This is a genomic window from Pseudomonas sp. R-28-1W-6 (assembly GCF_009799925.1).
Taxonomy (GTDB): domain Bacteria; phylum Pseudomonadota; class Gammaproteobacteria; order Pseudomonadales; family Pseudomonadaceae; genus Aquipseudomonas.
Map to the genome: position 1 here is coordinate 70277 of NZ_WELK01000011.1, position 18301 is coordinate 88577.

Consider the following 18301-nt stretch of genomic DNA (forward strand, 5'->3'; position numbering starts at 1 on the left):
CGCAGCCGGGCAACCGGGCGCAAAGGGCCGGGCCAGGGCGCTTAACAAAACATAACGTCATGTCGATTGTCAGGTTTTTCCAAAGCTGTATAGCATGCGGGGTCTGCCAATAAGGCATGCACCCACCTATAAGAATAAGGGGGAAGTTTTATGCGTGAGCCCGCTCTGCGGCCCACCCGCTCCGGCAGCCTGTACTCCGTTCAGGTTTCCACCCGTTTCCTGTCGCCGCTGGCGAAAGCGCTGTCACTGCTCGGCGCCGTTTCCGTCCTTGCCTTGTCTGCTCCGGTGCAGGCCGCTGCCGCGGATGCGCCTGCCGTGTTTTCCATCGAATCGCCGAAAGCGGTCACCAGCCTGCTGCTGGACATTGCCCATGCCGGCAAGCGTCTGGTCGCAGTGGGGGATCGCGGGCACATCCTGTTTTCCGACGATGCCGGGCGCAACTGGGTGCAGGCGCGCGTACCGTCGCGGCAGATGCTGACCGGAGTGTTCTTCATCGATGACAAGAAGGGCTGGGCCGTCGGCCACGACGCACAGATCCTCGCCACCGTCGATGGCGGTGCCAACTGGACCCTGCAGCACGAAGACCTCGAGCGCGAGGCGCCACTGCTGGATATCTGGTTCCAGGACGCCAATCGCGGCTATGCCGTCGGTGCCTACGGCGCCCTGCTGGAAACCAGTGACGGCGGGCAGACCTGGAGCGATGTCAGCGATCGCCTGGACAACGAAGACGGCTATCACCTCAACGGCATCACCGCCGTCAAGGATGCCGGCCTGTTCGTGGTGGGCGAGCAGGGCAGCATGTTCCGCTCCGCCGACTGGGGGCAGACCTGGGAGCGCGTGAGCGGCCCTTACGAGGGCTCGCTGTTCGGCGCGCTGGGCACTGCCAGCTCGAACACCCTGCTGGTCTACGGCCTGCGCGGCAACCTGTTCCGTTCGACCGATTTCGGCAACACCTGGCAAGCCCTGCAGCTGCGCTCCGATACCGGCACGCTGGAGTTCGGCCTGTCCGGTGGCAGCCTGCTCAAGGATGGCTCCGTGGTCATCGTCGGGCATGGCGGCAGCGTGCTGACCAGCAGCGACTCCGGGCGCAGCTTCACGGTGATCAACCGTGCCGACCGTGCTTCGCTGGCGGCCGTGACCGAGGATGCCGCGGGCAAGCTGATTCTGGTCGGACAGGGCGGCGTGCTGGCAGCAGACGCGAATGGCGCCGCACCGGGCCAACAACAATAAGCCGGGCTTTTTAGGGTATGAGTACGATGAGTAGCCATCACCAGGACAAGGCGACCTTTCTCGAGCGCCTGATTTTCAACAACCGGCCGATAGTGATCACTCTCTGTCTGCTGGTCACCGCCGTGCTGCTGTGGCAGGCGTCGATGATTCGCCCCTCGACCAGTTTCGAGAAGATGATTCCGCTCGACCATCCCTTCATCCAGAAGATGATGGAGCACCGCAACGACCTGGCCAACCTCGGCAATACCGTGCGTATTTCCGTGGAGGCCAAGGACGGCGACATCTTCAGCAAGGAATACATGGAGACGCTCAAGCAGATCCATGACGAGGTGTTCTACATCTCCGGCGTTGACCGTTCCGGCCTGAAGTCGCTGTGGAGCCCCAGCGTGCGCTGGACCGAAGTGACCGAGGAAGGCTTCGATGGCGGCGAGGTGATCCCGCAGACCTACGACGGCTCGCCTGAGAGCCTCGAAGAGCTGCGCGGCAACGTGCTCAAGTCCGGCCAGGTCGGGCGCCTGGTGGCGAACAACTTCAAGTCGAGCATCGTCGACGTGCCGCTGCTGGAGTCCTACCCGAATCCGGAAAACCAGAGCGAGCTGCTCAAGCTCGACTATCGCCAGTTCTCCCACGAGCTGGAAGAAAAGATCCGCGACAAGTTCCAGGCGCAGAACCCTAATGTGCAGATCCACATTGTCGGCTTCGCCAAGAAGGTCGGTGACCTGATCGACGGCCTGATCATGGTGGTGGCGTTCTTCGGCATCGCCCTGGGCATCACCCTGGTCCTGCTGTACTGGTTCAGCTGGTGCATCCGTTCGACCATCTCGGTGGTGTCGACCACGCTGATCGCGGTGGTCTGGCAGCTGGGCCTGATGCATCTGGTCGGCTTCGGTCTCGACCCCTACTCGATGCTGGTGCCGTTCCTGATCTTCGCCATCGGTATTTCCCATGGCGTGCAGAAGATCAACGGTATCGCCCTGCAGTCGAGCGACGCCGACAACGCCCTGACCGCGGCGCGGCGCACCTTCCGCCAGCTGTTCCTGCCGGGCATGATCGCCATCCTGGTGGACGCCGTCGGCTTCATCACCCTGCTGGTGATCGACATCGGCGTGATTCGCGAGCTGGCCATCGGCGCTTCCATCGGCGTGGCGGTGATCGTGTTCACCAACCTGATCCTGCTACCGGTGGCGATTTCCTATATTGGCATCAGCAACAAGGCGGTCGAGCGCAGCAAGAAGGACGCGGTGCGTGACCATCCTTTCTGGCGCCTGCTGTCCAACTTTGCTCACCCGGTGGTGGCGCCGGTCTCGGTGGTCATCGCCCTGACCGCCGGCGTCGGCGGCTTCTGGTACCAGAAGGCCAACCTGCAGATCGGCGACCTCGATCAGGGTGCGCCGGAGCTGCGTCCGGAGTCGCGCTACAACCAGGACAACAACTTCATCATCAGCAACTATTCGACCAGCTCCGACGTGCTGGTGGTGATGGTCAAGACGGCCAACGAGGGCTGCTCGACCCACGAGACCCTGGCGCCGATGGACGAGCTGATGTGGCGCATGGAGAACACCGAGGGCGTGCAGTCGGCTATCTCCATGGTCAGCGTGTCCAAGCAGGTGATCAAGGGCATGAACGAGGGCAACCTGAAATGGGAAACCCTGTCGCGCAACCCGGACGTGCTGAACAACTCGATCGCCCGTGCGGACGGCCTGTACAACGCCGACTGTTCGCTGGCGCCGGTGCTGGTGTTCCTCAACGACCACAAGGCCGCGACCCTCAAGCGCGCCGTCGATGTGGTGCAGGAGTTCGCCAAGGAGCACAACAAGGAGGGGCTGGAGTTCCTCCTGGCCGCCGGTAACGCCGGCATCGAGGCGGCGACCAACGAGGTCATCGCCAAGTCCGAGCTGATCATCCTGGTGCTGGTGTACATCTGCGTGGCGGTGATGTGTCTGATCACCTTCCGTTCGTTCGGCGCCATGCTGTGCATCATCCTGCCGCTAATCCTTACCTCCATCCTCGGCAATGCTCTGATGGCCTGGCTGGGCATCGGCGTGAAGGTGGCGACCCTGCCGGTGATCGCGCTGGGCGTGGGTATCGGTGTCGACTACGGCATCTATATCTACAGCCGCCTGGAAAGCTTCCTGCGCGCCGGCATGACCCTGCAGGAGGCCTACTACCAGACCCTGAAGTCTACCGGTAAGGCCGTGCTGTTCACCGGTCTGTGCCTGGCCATCGGCGTGGCGACCTGGATCTTCTCGGCGATCAAGTTCCAGGCCGACATGGGTCTGATGCTGACCTTCATGCTGCTGTGGAACATGTTCGGCGCCCTGTGGCTGTTGCCAGCCCTGGCCCGTTTCCTGATCAAGCCGGAGAAGCTGGCCGGCAAGGTGGGCGGTTCGCTGTTCGCGCACTGATCCTGTAGCGCTGTGCAAGAGGGCTCCTTCGGGAGCCCTTTTTGTTGCCCGCTGTTTGCTGCTGCGCTGTTTGCTGTGGGCGCGGCTTTAGCCGCGAAGCCGCACGGCTGAAGCCGTACCTGCGGGAAATGGGCTAGGCGCCGGTAGCGTGCAAGCCGTGGCGTCGTGGTGGCAGTGGTACGGGCGGTTTTGGTTGCCGCTGTCGAGTGGCGGGCGAGGGGCTGCATGTCTGCCCGCGTGGAATCGCAGGCAAGAAAAAGCCGCCTTGCGGCGGCTTCTTCGGTGCGTCTCGAATTACATGTTGGGGTAGTTCGGGCCGCCGGTGCCTTCCGGAGCGATCCAGGTGATGTTCTGGGCCGGGTCCTTGATGTCGCAGGTCTTGCAGTGCACGCAGTTCTGCGCGTTGATCTGGAACTTCTTCTCGCCGTCTTCCTGGGTGACGATCTCGTACACGCCGGCTGGGCAGTAACGCTGTGCCGGCTCGTCGTACAGCGGCAGGTTCTTGCCGAGCGGAATGCTGGCGTCGGCCAGTTTCAGGTGGCAAGGCTGCTCTTCCTCGTGGTTGGTGTTGGAGAGGAACACCGAGGAGAGTTTGTCGAAGCTCAGCTTGCCGTCCGGCTTCGGATAGTCGATGCGTTTCGATTCTGCAGCGGGCTTTAGGCAGGCGTAGTCCGGCTTGGTGTCGTGCAGGGTGAAGGGGATCTTGCCGCCGAAGATGTTCTGGTCCAGCCAGTTGATGCCGCCGCCAACGAGCGGGCCGAACTTGTGCAGTGCCGGGCCGAAGTTGCGGCTGCGGAACAGCTCGTCGTACAGCCAGCTGGCCTTGAAGCCATCGACGTAGCCATTGAGCAGATCGCCGCCCTGGCCGTCGGCCAGCAGCACGTCGGCTACCGCGTCGGCGGCCAGCATGCCGGACTTCATGGCAGTGTGGCTGCCCTTGATCTTGGCGAAGTTCAGGGTGCCGAGGTCGCAACCGATCAGGGCGCCGCCCGGGAAGACCATCTTCGGCAGCGAGTTCAGGCCGCCCTTGCAGATGGCGCGAGCGCCATAGGCCACGCGCTTGCCGCCTTCCAGGTACTGCTTGATCACCGGGTGGTGCTTGTAGCGCTGGAACTCGTCGAACGGCGAGAGGAACGGGTTGGCGTAGGACAGGTCGACGATCAGGCCGACCACCACCTGGTTGTTTTCCAGGTGATAGAGGAAGGAGCCACCGGTGTTCTCGGTGCCGACCACGTTCAGCGGCCAGCCGGCGGTGTGCACCACCAGGCCCTGCTCGTGCTTGGCCGGGTCGATGTCCCAGATTTCCTTGATGCCGATGCCGTAGTGCTGGGCGTCGGCTTCGGAGTCCAGGTTGAATTTCTGGATCAGCTGCTTGCCGATATGGCCGCGGCAGCCTTCGGCGAACAGGGTGTACTTGCCACGCAGTTCCATGCCGGGGGTGTAGTAGCCTTCCTTCGGATGACCTTCGCGGTCGACACCCAGGTCGCCGGTGACGATGCCGCGCACCACGCCATTCTCGTCGATCAGCGCTTCCTGGGCGGCGAAGCCCGGGTAGATCTCGACGCCCAGGGCTTCGGCCTGCTGGGCCAGCCAGCGGCACAGGTTGCCCAGGGAGATGATGTAGTTGCCCTCGTTGTGCATGGTTTTCGGCACGAACAGGTCGGGGACTTTGATCGCGCTTTCGGCGCTCTTCAGCATGTAGATGTCGTCGCGCTTGACCGGCGTGTTCAGCGGGGCGCCGAGCTCCTGCCAATTGGGGAACAGCTCGTTCAGCGCGCGCGGCTCGAACACCGCGCCGGAGAGGATGTGTGCGCCGACTTCGGAACCCTTCTCGACCACGCAGACGCTGATTTCTTTGCCGGCGTCGGCGGCCTTCTGTTTCAGTCGGCAGGCGGCGGACAGCCCGGACGGACCGGCACCGACGATGACGACGTCGAATTCCATAAATTCGCGTTCCACAGAGAATCTCCTACTCAAGGCTTCTTCGGTGTTATTGATTTTGCTTTGGGGCTAGGCTTTCTCTGGCCTGCGCGTGGGCATTATATCTACGCGCCCGCGCCCGTCCAATACAAACGTTTGTTTGAATTTTGTTAAAGCCCGGCAGGACAAGGCTTGGCGGCGGATGCAAGGGCGGTTTTTCGTGTTGACCGAAAAAGGTGTTCCGGTCAAGATACGGGCGGTTTTGCGTTCGCCGTATGGGCTGACCGTCGGTTCCGGCCGACCTGCATCACCGGCCAGGCTCGACTTGGCGACATTCTTATTCACCGGAGAGTAACGAGGAATCCATGAAGGTTCTTGTAGCTGTCAAACGAGTGGTCGACTACAACGTCAAAGTTCGCGTCAAAGCGGACAACTCCGGCGTCGACCTCGCCAACGTCAAGATGTCGATGAACCCCTTCTGCGAAATCGCCGTGGAAGAAGCCGTACGCCTGAAGGAAAAAGGCGTTGCGAGCGAAATCGTCGTCGTCACCATCGGCCCGAACACCGCTCAGGAGCAGCTGCGTACCGCTCTGGCTCTGGGTGCTGACCGTGCCATCCTGGTCGAGTCCAACGACGAGCTGAACTCTCTGGCCGTGGCCAAACTGCTGAAAGCCGTGGTTGATAAAGAGCAGCCGCAGCTGGTCATCCTGGGCAAGCAGGCCATCGACAGCGACAACAACCAGACCGGCCAGATGCTGGGCGCCCTGACCGGCTACGGCCAAGGCACCTTCGCTTCGAAAGTCGAAGTGGCTGGTGACAAGGTCAACGTGACCCGCGAAATCGACGGCGGTCTGCAGACCGTTGCGCTGAATCTGCCGGCCATCGTCACCACCGACCTGCGCCTGAACGAACCGCGCTACGCGTCGCTGCCGAACATCATGAAAGCCAAGAAGAAGCCGCTGGACGTGGTTACCCCGGACGCCCTGGGTGTTTCCACCGCTTCCACCGTCAAGACCCTGAAAGTCGAAGCGCCTGCTGCCCGCAGCGCCGGCATCAAGGTCAAGTCCGTGGCTGAACTGGTCGAGAAACTGAAGAACGAGGCGAAGGTAATCTAAATGACTATCCTGGTTATCGCTGAACACACCAATGCTGCCCTGGCGCCTGCCACGCTGAACACCGTTGCCGCTGCCGCGAAAATCGGTGGCGACATCCATGTTCTGGTTGCCGGTGCCGGTTGCGCCGCTGCTGCCGAAGCTGCCGCCAAGATCGCTGGCGTAGCCAAGGTTCTGGTTGCCGACAACGCTGCCTACGCCCATCAGCTGCCGGAAAACGTTGCGCCGCTGGTTGCCGAACTGGGCAAGGGCTACAGCCACATCCTGGCTGCCGCCACCAGCAACGGCAAGAACGTGCTGCCGCGCGTTGCTGCCCAGCTGGACGTCGATCAGATCTCCGAGATCATCGCCGTGGAAAGCACCGACACCTTCAAGCGCCCGATCTATGCCGGTAACGCCATCGCTACCGTGCAGTCTTCGGCTGCCGTGAAAGTGATCACCGTGCGCTCCACCGGTTTCGACCCGGTTGCCGCCGAAGGCGGTTCCGCTGCCGTTGAAGCGGTGAGCGGTTCGGCTGATGCTGGCAAATCGGCCTTCGTCGGCGAAGAACTGGCCAAGTCCGATCGTCCGGAACTGACCGCTGCCAAGATCGTCGTTTCCGGCGGCCGTGGCATGCAGAACGGTGACAACTTCAAGCATCTGTACGCCCTGGCCGACAAGCTGGGCGCTGCCGTGGGTGCCTCGCGCGCCGCTGTCGACGCCGGTTTCGTACCGAACGACATGCAGGTTGGCCAGACCGGCAAGATCGTCGCTCCGCAACTGTACATCGCGGTCGGCATCTCCGGTGCCATCCAGCACCTGGCGGGCATGAAGGACTCCAAGGTCATCGTCGCCATCAACAAGGACGAAGAAGCCCCGATCTTCCAGGTGGCTGACTACGGCCTGGTGGCTGACCTGTTCGAAGCCGTACCGGAACTGGAAAAACTGGTGTAAGCCAGCTTCCTGCTCCCACAAAAAACCCGCTCATCGAGCGGGTTTTTTGTGTTCAGCACATCCATGTGCTTCACCCCTTCGGGGCTTGCACGCAAAAACGCTCCCGGCGTTTTTGTGATCTGCCATTCTTGGCAGCCACCCTTCGGGTCGTCGCGGCGCGACGTCAAAAATGGCTTTCGGGCATTTTTTGTTGCTTCGTTTCCCCGAACGCTCCGCTAGGCGCGGCCTCGGCCGCGAGCCCGGCGATCCCGGCTCAGCGTGGCGCGTCGAGAAAGCTCTGGTAGTGGCCGGCGGTTTCCTCCGGCCGTTCGATCATCGGTGCATGGCCGCAATCCTTCATGATCACCACGCTGGATTTCTGCAGCAGCGGCTGCATCACCGCGATGCTGGACACGTCGAGCACGCGATCGCGGTCGCCCCACAGCAGCAGGGTCGGCGCCGTGATCTTCGGCAGTTCCGGCTCCAGCGGCACATAGTGCTCGCGCAGTTGCGTGAAGATCTTTTCGTAGTGCGCGCTATTGGCCATGGCCTGCTCGGCGAAGTGCTGTTTCAGTGCGTCCGGCAGGGGCGGCGGGGCCACGAAGACGAAGTTCATCAGGTTCTCGAAGTCCGCGGCGTTGCGCACCACCAGCGGGTTGTTCTCGCCACGCTCGAGGCGCTGGAACAGCTCGCTCTGCTTCGGCGAAGTGACGCCGGCATTGTCCAGCAGGGCCAGGCTCAGTACCTGCTGTGGGTAGCGGGCGGCGTAGAGTGCGGCAATGTGTCCACCCATGGAGTTGCCGATCAGGTGTAGCTTGTCGATGCCCAGCGTCTCGATGAATGCCTGCACGCGCTCGGTCTGCGCGGCCACGTCATAGCTGGCATCGGGTTTGCTGCTCTCCCCGAAGCCGGGGAGGTCGAGGGCGATGACATGGTAGCGTGCGGTGAAATGGCGGGCGAAGCGCAACCAGTTGTCGCGGTTGGCGCCGAAACCATGGATCATCAGGATGGTTTCGCCGTCCGCCGGGCCGCCTTCGTAGTAGTGGATCCGCAGTTCGCCGACTTGCACCTGCTCGGTCGACAGGCCGGCCAGGCCGCGCTCGACCCATTGCACGCCGCCAATCAGGGCGCCGGGCGACAGGTACAGGGCCCCGGCTGCACCGGCCAGCAGCAGGACCAGCGCGAAGAGAAGTTTTTTCATGGCGATTCCTTATCGCTAATAATTATTTAGAGCTGCTTTTAAGCTAGCATTAATACGATTGCGGGCAGTCAGATATGACCCATGCCCTGTCGAACATCAAGTCGGGACACTTTATGCGCGCTGAGCCATTTCTCAAGTCTTCGCTCTTGCTGCTGGCGCTGCTGCTGGCTCCCGGGCTGGCGCTGGCCGTTGGCAAGTGCGAACGCCTGGTCGCCACCGGCAATCCGGAATATCCGCCCTATCTCTGGCGTGACCCGCAGAACCCGCAGAAGCTGATCGGTGCCAACGCCGAGCTGTTGCAGCGCATTGGCCAGGACATCGGTGTGGAAATCGAGGTGATCCACAGCGGCCCCTGGTCGCGCGCCCAGGACGAGGTGCGCACCGGTCGCATCGATCTGCTGGCCGGCGCCTTCCTCACCTTGCCGCGCCTGGAAAGCATGGACTACGTGCATCCGGCCTTCTATGTCACCCCCAGCGTGGTCTGGGTGCGCAAGGGCAAGGAGTTTCCCTACCTCGGCTGGGACGACCTGCGCGGCAAGCTCGGCGGCACCCTGGTCGGCAACAGTTTCGGCCAGCAGTTCGATGCCTTCGCCAAGGCCAACCTGACCCTGGAGAACGTACCCAGCCTGACCCAGGCGTTCCAGAAGCTGCTGCTCGGGCGCACCGAATACGTGCTGTACGAGCGCTATCCCGGCGTGGCGCTGGTCGATAGCCTGGGCTTGCAGGAAGATCTGCAGGCGCTGGAACCGCCGATCTCCAGCGAGGGTCTGTTTCTCACCCTGTCGCACAGCTCGGCCTGCAACGATCCCTGGTTGCGCGGACAGCTGGCGAAAAAGATGACAGAATTGACCGCCTCCGGCCTGCCCGAGACGCTGTTGCAGAGCAATCTGCAACGCTGGAAAGCGCAACAGCTGCAGGCCGTCAGTCCCCCGCCTAGTGAGTAGGAACCGTTCAGTGAACAAGCGAATTGCATGCGTCGCTCTGGCCACGCTGGCGTTGGCCGGCTGCGCCAACGACCCGGCGCCGACCGCGCAGATGAGCCTGGCCGCCAAGGCGGTGGAACAGGCCCGCGCCGTGGGTGCCGACGAGCAGATCCCGGAAATGCAGATGGCCGAGCGCAAGCTCGCCCGCGCGGAAAAGAACATGGGTGAAGAGGACTACAAGCGCGCCCGGGTCTTCGCCGAGCAGGCCGAGCTGGATGCGCGCCTGGCCGAGGCCAAGGTGCTGACGCAGAAGAGCCAGACGCAATTGCTTGAGCTCAATACCCGCATCACGCGCCTGCGCAAGCAACTGGGGGATCAGCAGTGAGCCGCCGCAACTACCTGGCTAGCGCCCTGCTGCTGGCCCTGAGCGCACTTGGCGGCTGTGCCAGCCAGGACAGCCAGCAGGCTCTGGTCGAGGCCGAGAGCCACTTCCAGAAGGTCAAGGAAAACGCCGATGTGCTGCGCAGCGCGCCGAAGGACGTGATCCGCGCCGGCGAGTCGCTGGCCCGCGCGCAACGCCTGTCCAACTACTGGGGCAGCAACGCGGACGTGCTGCACTACGCCTACCTCAGCCAGCGCTACAGCGATATCGCCAGCCAGCACAGTGAGCTGAGCCTGAACCAGGAGCGGGCCGCCAAGCTCGAACTGGAGCGCCAGCGCCTGCAGCTGGCCCTGCGCGAGGCCAAGCTGCTCAGCGTGCAGCAGCAGGGGCAGTGGCTGGAAGAGCAGATGGTCAGCCTGGCTGCCAGCGAAACCGAGCGTGGCCTGGTGATGACACTGGGCGACGTGCTGTTCGATGCCGGTCGTGCCGAACTGAAGACCTCGGCCAACCGCACGCTGCTCAAGCTGGTGCAGTTCCTCCAGCTCAACCCGCGGCGCATCGTGCGCATCGAGGGCTATACCGACGGCCGCGGCGACGCCAGGGAGAACCTCGAGCTGTCCCGCGCCCGGGCGCAGACGGTGGCCGATGTGCTGGTCGACCTCGGTATCGACAGCCAGCGCATCAGCGTCGAAGGCTACGGCGAAGCCTATCCGGTGGCGGAGAACGCCTCAAGCCGCGGGCGGGCGCAGAATCGCCGGGTCGAGATCGTGTTCTCCGACGACAAGGGCAAGCTGCAGCCCGGTCGCTGATGCCGCCCCGTACCCGCAACCCCGGACGCTTCCCGCCCCGGGGTTTTTTCTGCCCGGCAGGCGAGGGCAGGGGTACAGAGGGCTGCTTGAGCTGCTGCGGATCGCACTGTATTGCCGATATAGAGGGGAACTGTACTGCTGTTGTCTGGGTCTGATGGGCTACTGTTCTGGTTCAGTGGCACAGATGTCCAAGGATTTGTCGTAATGACCAGCTTGTTGCTCTACCAACGCATCGCCCAGCAATTGGCCGAGGATATCCGCCGCGGCGTCTATCAGCCCGGCGAGCGGGTGCCCTCGGTGCGCAAGATGAGTTCGCAGCTCAGCGTCAGCCATGCCACCGTGCTGCAGGCCTACGCCAACCTGGAAGACCAGGGGCTGATCCGCGCCCGCCCGCAATCCGGCTTCTACGTGCACCAGAGCGCCTCGCTGACCGCGCCGACCCCCGATATCGCCCGGGTCGAGCTGCCGGGCCTGGTCACCCGCAGCAGCATCATCAACCAGGTACTCACCGACTCGCGCCAGGAAAACATGTTTCCCCTCGGCGCCGCCGTGCCGCATGTGGACTACCTGCCGGTGCGCGCGCTGCACCAGCAACTGGCCAAGGTCACCCGCTTCCACAGCCCGCAGGCCTTCAGCTACATGTTCAGCCCCGGCTTCGAGCCGCTGCGCCGCCAGGTGGCGATCCGCATGCGCGACGCCGGCGTGGTGGTCGACCCCTCGGAAGTGGTGATCACCCACGGCTGCGTGGACGCCATCCACATGGCCCTGCGCGTGCTGACCAAGCCCGGCGACCTGATCGCCGCCGAGTCGCCGACCTATTACGGCCTGCTGCAACTGGCCGAACTGCTCGGCCTCAAGGTCATCGAGATCCCCAGTGACCCGACCACCGGCATGAGCCTGGAGGCGCTGCAGCTGGCGGCCAACCAGTGGCCGATCAAGGCCCTGGTGCTGACCGCACGGCTGAGCAACCCTATGGGCGGCAGCATGCCCGAGGAGCGCCAGAAGCAGTTGCTCAGGCTCACCGCCGACTACGGCATCCAGGTGATCGAGGACGACATCTACGGCGAACTGCTGTTCGAGCCGGGGCGCAGCAAGGCGCTCAAGGCCTACGATCGCGACGACCAGGTGGTGTACTGCTCGAGCTTCTCCAAGACCATCTCGCCGGGGGTGCGCATCGGCTGGGTGATTGCCGGCCGCCACCAGGACGAGATCGGGCGCCTGCAGACCTTCAGTACCCACTCGGCTTGCAGCGTGACCCAGATGGGCGTGGCCGCCTACCTGGAGAACGGCGGCTACGACCGCCACCTGCGCTATATCCGCCAGGAGTACCGCAAGAACATGACCGCCTACCAGCTGGCGGTGCAGCAGTACTTCCCGGAAGGCACGCAGATGACCCGGCCCAACGGCGGCTTCATCCTCTGGGTCAGCCTGCCGGGGCGGGTCAACGTGCGCGACCTGCATGCGCGGGCTTTGCAGCAGGGCATCAGCATCGCGCCGGGGCTGATCTTCAGCAACACCGAGCAGTTCAACAACTGCCTGCGCCTGACCTGTGGCATCCCCTGGGACCGCGAATCCGAGCGGGCGATGATGACCCTCGGCAGGCTCGCCGGGCAGTTGTGCCAGGAAGCGTTGCAGTGATGCTGCTGCCGGCTTAACCCGAACCGGGTGGCGGCCTCGTCTACTTGAGCGAACCAAGCATTCGCCCGAGGAGATCGCCAGCATGTCCACCACCGTTACCCCGATCCGCCAACCCCTGCTCGCCGGCTTCAGCGCCGGCCTGGCCCTGGCGCTGGCCGCCTGCAGCGCCGCCAATAACGACGCCGAGAAGAAGGCCGCGGCCAAGCCGGCCGAACCGGTCGTGCAGCAGCAAATGCTGCGCGAGCAGGTGGAGGCCAACACCGCCTATACCGCCCCGGTCAAGGCCGAAGCCGAAGCCGAAGCCGAAGCCGAAGCCGCCAGCGTCGCCGGCGCCATGGACGCGCGCAAGTCGATGCCGCAGAGCGTGCCGATGATCGCCCCGGCGCCGCTGGCCGACAGCGTCCAGTTCGGCTACCAGGACCTGTACCGCGAGCAGTACCAGAAGGTCGCCGACAACCCGGTGCAGGCCGTGGCCGAGCAACCGGTGTCGACCTTCAGCATCGACGTCGACACCGGCAGCTACGCCAACGTGCGGCGCTTCCTCAACGACGGCAGCCTGCCGCCCAAGGACGCGGTGCGCCTGGAGGAGCTGGTGAACTACTTCCCCTATGCCTACCCGCAACCGACGGGCGACACGCCGTTCGGCGTCGGCACCGAGCTGGCCGCCTCACCGTGGAACCCGCAGACCCGCCTGCTGCGCGTGGCGATCAAGGCTTCCGACCTGAGCGCAGCCGAGCTGCCACCGGCCAACCTGGTGTTCCTGGTCGACGTGTCCGGCTCCATGGATCGCCGCGAAGGCCTGCCGATGGTGCAGAGCACCCTCAAGCTGCTGGTCGACCAGTTGCGCCCGCAGGACCGCGTGGCCCTGGTCACCTATGCCGGCACGGCCGGCGTGGTGCTGGAATCCACCGCCGGTAGCGAGAAGGCCAAGATCCGCGCGGCCATCGACCAGCTCAGCGCCGGCGGCTCCACCGCCGGCGAGTCGGGCATCCAGCTGGCCTACCAGGAGGCGCAGAAGGGCCTGCTCAAGGACGGCATCAACCGCATCCTGCTGGCCACCGACGGCGACTTCAACGTCGGCATCAGCGACTTCGAGACCCTCAAGCATCTCGCCGCCGACAAGCGCAAGAGCGGCGTGTCGCTGACCACCCTGGGCTTCGGCACCGACAACTACAACGAGCAGTTGATGGAGCAGCTGGCCGACGCTGGCGACGGCAATTACGCCTACATCGACAACCTGCGCGAGGCGCGCAAGGTGCTGGTGGATCAGCTCAGTTCGACCCTCGCCGTAGTGGCCAAGGACGTGAAGATCCAGGTCGAGTTCAACCCGGCCGAGGTCAGCGAATACCGTCTGCTCGGCTACGAGAACCGCGCGCTGAAGCGCGAAGATTTCAGCAACGACAAGATCGACGCCGGCGAGATCGGTGCCGGGCACACGGTGACCGCGCTGTATGAAATCGTCCCGGTCGGCGCCAAGGGCTGGCTGGAGCCGCTGCGCTACGCCGAGTCCGGCAAGGGCGCGGGTAAACCTGGCGAGATCGCCTGGCTGCGCCTGCGCTACAAGGCGCCAGAGGGTGGGGCGAGCAAACTGGTCGAGGTGCCGATCGGCAAGGGCGAGAGTGTTACCCCGATCGCCCAGGCCAGCGAGGACCTGCGCTTCGCCGCCGCCGTGGCTGCCTTCGCCCAGCAGCTCAAGGAGGGCAAGTACACCGGCGAGTTCGGCCTGGCCGACAGCGCCAAGCTGGCCCGTGGCGCCAAGGGCGAGGACCGCTACGGCCTGCGTGCCGAGTTCGTGCAACTGGTCGAACTCGCGCAAAGCCTGCAAACTCCGCAAAACGTTCAAGTCAGGGCCGACTAATTGAACCAACCGATGAGAGACGATGACGCCGCGCTGCTGCGGCGTTATCGCCAAGGCGATGCCGGAGCTTTCGCGCAGCTGTACGAGCGCCATCGCCTCGGCCTGTTTCGTTTCCTGCTGGGCCTGTGTGGCGATCACGCCCTGGCCGAGGAGGTGTTCCAGGACACCTGGATGAGCCTGATCCGCAGCGCCAGCGAGCAACGCGAGGCGGTGCTGTTCAAGACCTGGCTGTACCAGATCGCGCGTAACCGCCTGATCGACCAATGGCGCAAGTCCGGTCGCCACCAGGGAAAGCTCGATGAGTACGACGAGCAGCAGCACGCCAGCGCCGACCCAGGTCCCGGGCCCGAGCAGCAACTGCTGCTCAGTCGCGACCAGGAGCGCCTGCAGGCGGCCCTGGCCGATTTGCCAGAGGAGCAGCGCGAGGTGTTCCTGCTGCGCGCCCACGGCGATCTGGAATTGCAGGAGATCGCCGACCTCACCCAGACCCCGGCGGAAACCGTGAAGAGTCGTCTGCGTTACGCGTTGAACAAGTTACGTCGGCTGCTGGCCGATCCGGCTTCGGCCGAGGAGGTATCCGCATGAGCCAACAGGACAAAGACCTGCAGCAGGAACAGCAACTGCTGCAGCATTTTCGCCAGCACAGCCAGGGCGAGCCATCTGCCGCCGTGGATGCGCTGATCCTCGCCGCCGCCCGTCAGGCCATCGCGCCGGCTACGCCGAGCGTCGCCCAGCGCCTGCATGGCTGGCTGTTCGGCCGCGGCAGCCGTACCCGCTGGTCGGTGGCGTTTGCCGGCCTGGCCACGCTGGGCATCGGCCTGAGCCTGACCTGGCGCACCCAGGAGCAGGCGCCCACTGCCTACGATAGGCCTGCGCCGGTGGCGGCCGAGGCACCCGCGGCGCCGGTCCTGCGGGAAATGGCGCCGGCTCTTGAGGCGCGCAAGCAGCTCGCCGAGCCGGAGAAGAAGAAAGCCGAGATGGCCGAGTCCATGGCCGGCAGCATCGAGCCGACTGAGTCCCATGCCGCGCCTGCAGCGGCCGCGAGCATGGCGCGGCAGATGCCTCTGGCCAAGCCACAGGCCGCCTCGCCGGTCGAGGCGCTGAGCGATGCTGCCGTCGATGCCAGCGCGCTCTCGCCAGCGGCCGAAAGCAAAGCCGAAGCGGCTGCCAACGAGCAGGCCCGGGCGGCAATCGAGGGCGAGGGGCACTCCGCGATCGACGAAGCACCGCCACTGGAGCTGCGCCTGCACAACGTGCTGCGCCTGCGTGCGGAAGGCCGGCAGGATGAGGCCGATAAACTGTTGCAGGCCCTACGCCCGGAGTACCCGCAACTGGACCTGGACGCCGAGCTCAAGCGCCTGCAGGACGAGGCGCTAAAGCCGGCCAGTTCCCGCTAGCCAGCCCGGCGAAATGCCGGCTTCTGAAGCCCCAAGCGGGCGCTGAGAACCACAGTTGGACGGTGGCAGAGTAGCCTGCTTGCCAGAACGGCGGGCAGGGGCGAGCATAAAGCATCCTGTCTCGACCCTGCCGCCATGACCGCTTTGCGTATAACCCTCCTGCTGCTGACTCTGGGCCTGTTGTCCGCTTGCGATGAGCCACCCACGTCGCCCAAGCCGGTACCGGCGTCACCGGAAATCGAGCCGGCGACCAACCCGGCGGGCGAGTCGAGTGTCGTTGCCGCTAGCGCGCCCGCTGCGCTGGCCAAATCAGTCATGCCGCAGAGCCAGGCGGATGTTCGCCTGGTGCCGGCGGACAAACTGCCGCTTGCTCCGGTAAACCGAGCGAAGGCCGACAAGGACCGCGTCCCGTCGGTAAATCCCCAGTCGCCTACAGTCAGGCTGGATCTGCGCCTGCCCGCCGAGTTGGTCGAACAGATGGAGTTGGACGAGCCGTTGGCGGAGTTGCCGTCCGAGCCTCTGCTGCCTCCGCTGTTCGGCGAGAGGCCAGCCGAGCCGGGGCCGTTCCAGCTCAATGGCCGGCTGATCACCAACGAGCAGAGTAAGGACTACTGGGACTCGGTGGAAGGCGCCGAGATGCAGTTCGAGTTCCGTCACTAGTCGATCGTGCATGGCATCCTTGGATATGAGATGTTGGCCCCTGGCTGCGTCCTCTACAGCCGTTGGATATGACTCATGCAGTAATGAAGGCTTCCTGCGTTATTAGTGGAAATGCAAGGAGATTCCCTGATGCGAAGATTACTGGACGCCGCTGTGGGCTGTGCTTTGGCCGTGTTGCTGATGTTGCCGGCTTTAGCGGGGGCAGATACTCACAACGCAGAGAATGCCTTCAGCCGTAGCGAGAGTGGTGCACCGCTAAAGGTCGCCAATCGCACTATCCTGACTTTCCGCTCCGCATTGCTTGGCGAAACACCGCAAGTGCGTGCCGCGCGTGCCCATGCTGCGATCAACGAGGTGCTGCAGAGCAGTGGTGATTTATCGGTGACGCTGCAGGCGATCCAAGCAAGCTACATCGTCTTGCTCGATGGCCGCCGTGCTTTCATCGTGACGCCTGGAGATATCGATCCCGTGCTGCAGGATTCTGCACGGCAGGCTGCCGAAGCCGCCGCTGCCAATCTGCGCCTGGTGGTGAGCGAGACCCGGGAAAGTCGCGATGTGAATTTCATGCTCCTGGCGACGTTCTATTCCGTGCTGGCAACTCTGCTGTTCGCCGCGTTGGTGCGGTTGATCTATTTCCTGCAGACCAAGGTGCGGCATGTGCTTGCGGCGGTGATGCAGCAGAAGGCCGAGGAACTGAAACTGGGTGGTGCCCAGGTGATTGACTCGCGGCAGCTCTATCCGCTGGTCACTCGTATCCTGATCCTTGTGCGTTGGCTGATCATCGTGCTGCTGGGCTATGAGTGGCTGAGTTTTGTTCTGTCGTGCTTCCCCTACACGCGGCCATGGGGCGAAAACCTGAATGACTACCTGTTGGGTGTCGCCCGTTACCTGTTCGATAGCATGATCGGCGCCATGCCCGGTCTGGGCATTGCAGTCGCGATTTTCTTCATCGCGCGTGGGGTCAGTGGTTTCGCCCAGCGCCTGCTCAGGCGTCTTGCCATGCCAGGCAGCAACCTGTCCTGGCTGAACAGCGAAACCCTGCAGCCCACTTCGCGCTTGACCGCCCTGGGCATCTGGCTGTTTGCCCTGGCCATGGCCTACCCCTACTTGCCGGGGGCTGGAACCGAGGCCTTCAAGGGACTCTCGGTGCTGATCGGCCTGATGATCTCGCTGGGCGCGTCCAGCGTGGTGGGGCAGGCCGCTTCTGGGCTGATTCTGACCTATACCCATACCCTGAGGCTGGGTGAGTATGTGCGGATCGGCGAGTACGAAGGCACGGTGATCGAGATGGGCATGTTCACCACCCGTATTCGTACCGGTCTGGGCGAGGTGTTGACGTTGCCCAATTCGATGATCACCGGCTCGGTGACCAAGAACTACTCGCGTGCCGTGCAGGGTTCCGGTTACGTGGTCGATACCCAGGTCACCATCGGCTATGACACACCCTGGCGGCAGGTGGAAGCCATGCTCATCGAGGCGGCGCGGCGTACTCCCGGAATCGTCGCCAACCCTGCGCCGCAGGTCTTCCAGATGGCCTTGTCCGACTATTACCCCGAATATCGGCTGGTGGCCCAGGTCATTTCCCCCCAGCCGCAACCGCGCGTGCAGCTGCTCACTGCGCTGCATGCCAGTATCCAGGATGTGTTCAACGAATACGGCGTGCAGATCATGTCGCCGCACTACATCACCGATCCACGGAATGCCAAGGTGGTGCCTCCGGAGCAGTGGTATCCGGAGCCAGCACGGCGCGAACCACCGAGCGCCTGAGAGCCGTTGCACTGGCCAATGGGCTTGCTTGGCAGGCCGTTGAAAGTCGAGCTGCGTTGCCGCTACAGCCCGTGGGCGATGCTGGCC

At 64.0% G+C, this 18301-nt stretch carries 15 protein-coding genes; 13 read left to right on the forward strand and 2 right to left on the reverse strand.

The window, feature by feature from the left end; all coding sequences use genetic code 11:
• The first annotated feature begins 150 nt into the window (after positions 1-150).
• The gene (locus tag F3I62_RS17135; RefSeq protein WP_160490856.1) at positions 151-1230 is read left to right on the forward strand and encodes a YCF48-related protein; all 1080 of its coding nucleotides are present in this window, start codon (positions 151-153) and stop codon (positions 1228-1230) included.
• 17 nt (positions 1231-1247) lie between these two features.
• The gene (locus tag F3I62_RS17140) at positions 1248-3635 is read left to right on the forward strand and encodes an RND family transporter (RefSeq protein WP_160490857.1); all 2388 of its coding nucleotides are present in this window, start codon (positions 1248-1250) and stop codon (positions 3633-3635) included.
• Positions 3636-3929: 294 nt separating this feature from the next.
• On the opposite strand, the gene F3I62_RS17145 is transcribed toward F3I62_RS17140, so the two are convergent.
• On the reverse strand, positions 3930-5612 hold the full coding sequence (locus tag F3I62_RS17145) for an electron transfer flavoprotein-ubiquinone oxidoreductase (protein ID WP_160490858.1): 1683 nt from the start codon (positions 5610-5612) through the stop codon (positions 3930-3932).
• Positions 5613-5920: 308 nt separating this feature from the next.
• Here F3I62_RS17145 and F3I62_RS17150 point away from each other — a divergent pair, with 308 nt between their 5' ends.
• Together F3I62_RS17150 and F3I62_RS17155 are read left to right on the forward strand one after the other, a co-directional pair.
• On the forward strand, positions 5921-6670 hold the full coding sequence (locus F3I62_RS17150) for an electron transfer flavoprotein subunit beta/FixA family protein (RefSeq protein ID WP_160490859.1): 750 nt from the start codon (positions 5921-5923) through the stop codon (positions 6668-6670).
• Positions 6671-7600 carry an electron transfer flavoprotein subunit alpha/FixB family protein gene (locus tag F3I62_RS17155; RefSeq protein WP_160490860.1) on the forward strand — a complete coding sequence of 310 codons (930 nt, stop codon included), beginning with the start codon at positions 6671-6673 and terminating at the stop codon, positions 7598-7600.
• A 253-nt stretch (positions 7601-7853) separates the two neighbouring features.
• On the opposite strand, the gene F3I62_RS17160 is transcribed toward F3I62_RS17155, so the two are convergent.
• Positions 7854-8780 carry an alpha/beta fold hydrolase gene (locus F3I62_RS17160; protein WP_160490861.1) on the reverse strand — a complete coding sequence of 309 codons (927 nt, stop codon included), beginning with the start codon at positions 8778-8780 and terminating at the stop codon, positions 7854-7856.
• A 113-nt stretch (positions 8781-8893) separates the two neighbouring features.
• Between F3I62_RS17160 and F3I62_RS17165 the strand changes: the two genes are divergently transcribed.
• The 9 genes from F3I62_RS17165 (at position 8894) to F3I62_RS17205 (ending at position 18214) form a co-directional block, all read left to right on the forward strand.
• Entirely contained in the window at positions 8894-9724 is an 831-nt protein-coding gene (locus F3I62_RS17165; RefSeq protein WP_160490862.1) for an ABC transporter substrate-binding protein, read from the forward strand.
• Positions 9725-9815: 91 nt separating this feature from the next.
• The gene (locus F3I62_RS17170) at positions 9816-10088 is read left to right on the forward strand and encodes a DUF4398 domain-containing protein (protein ID WP_160490912.1); all 273 of its coding nucleotides are present in this window, start codon (positions 9816-9818) and stop codon (positions 10086-10088) included.
• A complete protein-coding gene (locus F3I62_RS17175) occupies positions 10085-10894 on the forward strand; it encodes an OmpA family protein (RefSeq protein ID WP_160490863.1) in 810 nt (269 codons plus the stop codon). Before F3I62_RS17170 ends, F3I62_RS17175 begins: the two co-directional genes overlap by 4 nt.
• 204 nt (positions 10895-11098) lie before the next feature.
• A complete protein-coding gene (locus F3I62_RS17180; protein WP_160490864.1) occupies positions 11099-12532 on the forward strand; it encodes a PLP-dependent aminotransferase family protein in 1434 nt (477 codons plus the stop codon).
• Between the two features lie 82 nt (positions 12533-12614).
• Positions 12615-14390 (forward strand): VWA domain-containing protein, encoded by a 1776-nt coding sequence (locus F3I62_RS17185; protein ID WP_160490865.1) that lies wholly within the window; start codon positions 12615-12617, stop codon positions 14388-14390.
• Positions 14391-14975 carry an RNA polymerase sigma factor gene (locus F3I62_RS17190; RefSeq protein WP_160490866.1) on the forward strand — a complete coding sequence of 195 codons (585 nt, stop codon included), beginning with the start codon at positions 14391-14393 and terminating at the stop codon, positions 14973-14975.
• Entirely contained in the window at positions 14972-15787 is an 816-nt protein-coding gene (locus F3I62_RS17195; protein WP_160490867.1) for a hypothetical protein, read from the forward strand. Before F3I62_RS17190 ends, F3I62_RS17195 begins: the two co-directional genes overlap by 4 nt.
• Before the next feature lie 135 nt (positions 15788-15922).
• On the forward strand, positions 15923-16447 hold the full coding sequence (locus F3I62_RS17200) for a hypothetical protein (protein ID WP_160490868.1): 525 nt from the start codon (positions 15923-15925) through the stop codon (positions 16445-16447).
• A gap of 180 nt (positions 16448-16627) precedes the next feature.
• A complete protein-coding gene (locus F3I62_RS17205; RefSeq protein ID WP_160490913.1) occupies positions 16628-18214 on the forward strand; it encodes a mechanosensitive ion channel domain-containing protein in 1587 nt (528 codons plus the stop codon).
• Positions 18215-18301 lie beyond the last annotated feature (87 nt).